Raw genomic sequence first — 319 nt, forward strand, 5'->3', positions numbered from 1 at the left:
AGCGTGGGAACGATCAGCCGCTGAAGCCTGTCCGCCCAAGCCCCCCTTTCTGTCCCCCAATACCCTCAACGCCGCGCCCTGGCTGCCTTAGTGTGGATCACGCTTTCACACAATAAGAGAGAAGGTGGCTATGCGGGCAATCAACCCCCGTCGCATCAGTCTGCTGCTGGCCGTGACCTGCCTGCTGACAGCCTGTGGCGACAAACCGAAACATCCCCCCGAACGTGCCACGGCGGCCAATGCCATGCCGAGCGACGCAGCCCTGGCCCAGGTCTACGACACCAGTTGCAAGCTGTGCCACGCCAACCCGGCCTCCGGT

General features: G+C 63.6%; 1 pseudogene. It reads left to right on the forward strand.

Annotation, left to right across the window (positions count from 1 at the left end):
• Positions 1-130 precede the first annotated feature (130 nt).
• A pseudogene (locus tag HX846_RS29430) lies at positions 131-319 on the forward strand (cytochrome c5 family protein); the annotation flags it as partial.

The sequence above is a fragment of the Pseudomonas sp. K5002 genome (assembly GCF_013386655.1).
Classification (GTDB): Bacteria; Pseudomonadota; Gammaproteobacteria; order Pseudomonadales; family Pseudomonadaceae; genus Aquipseudomonas.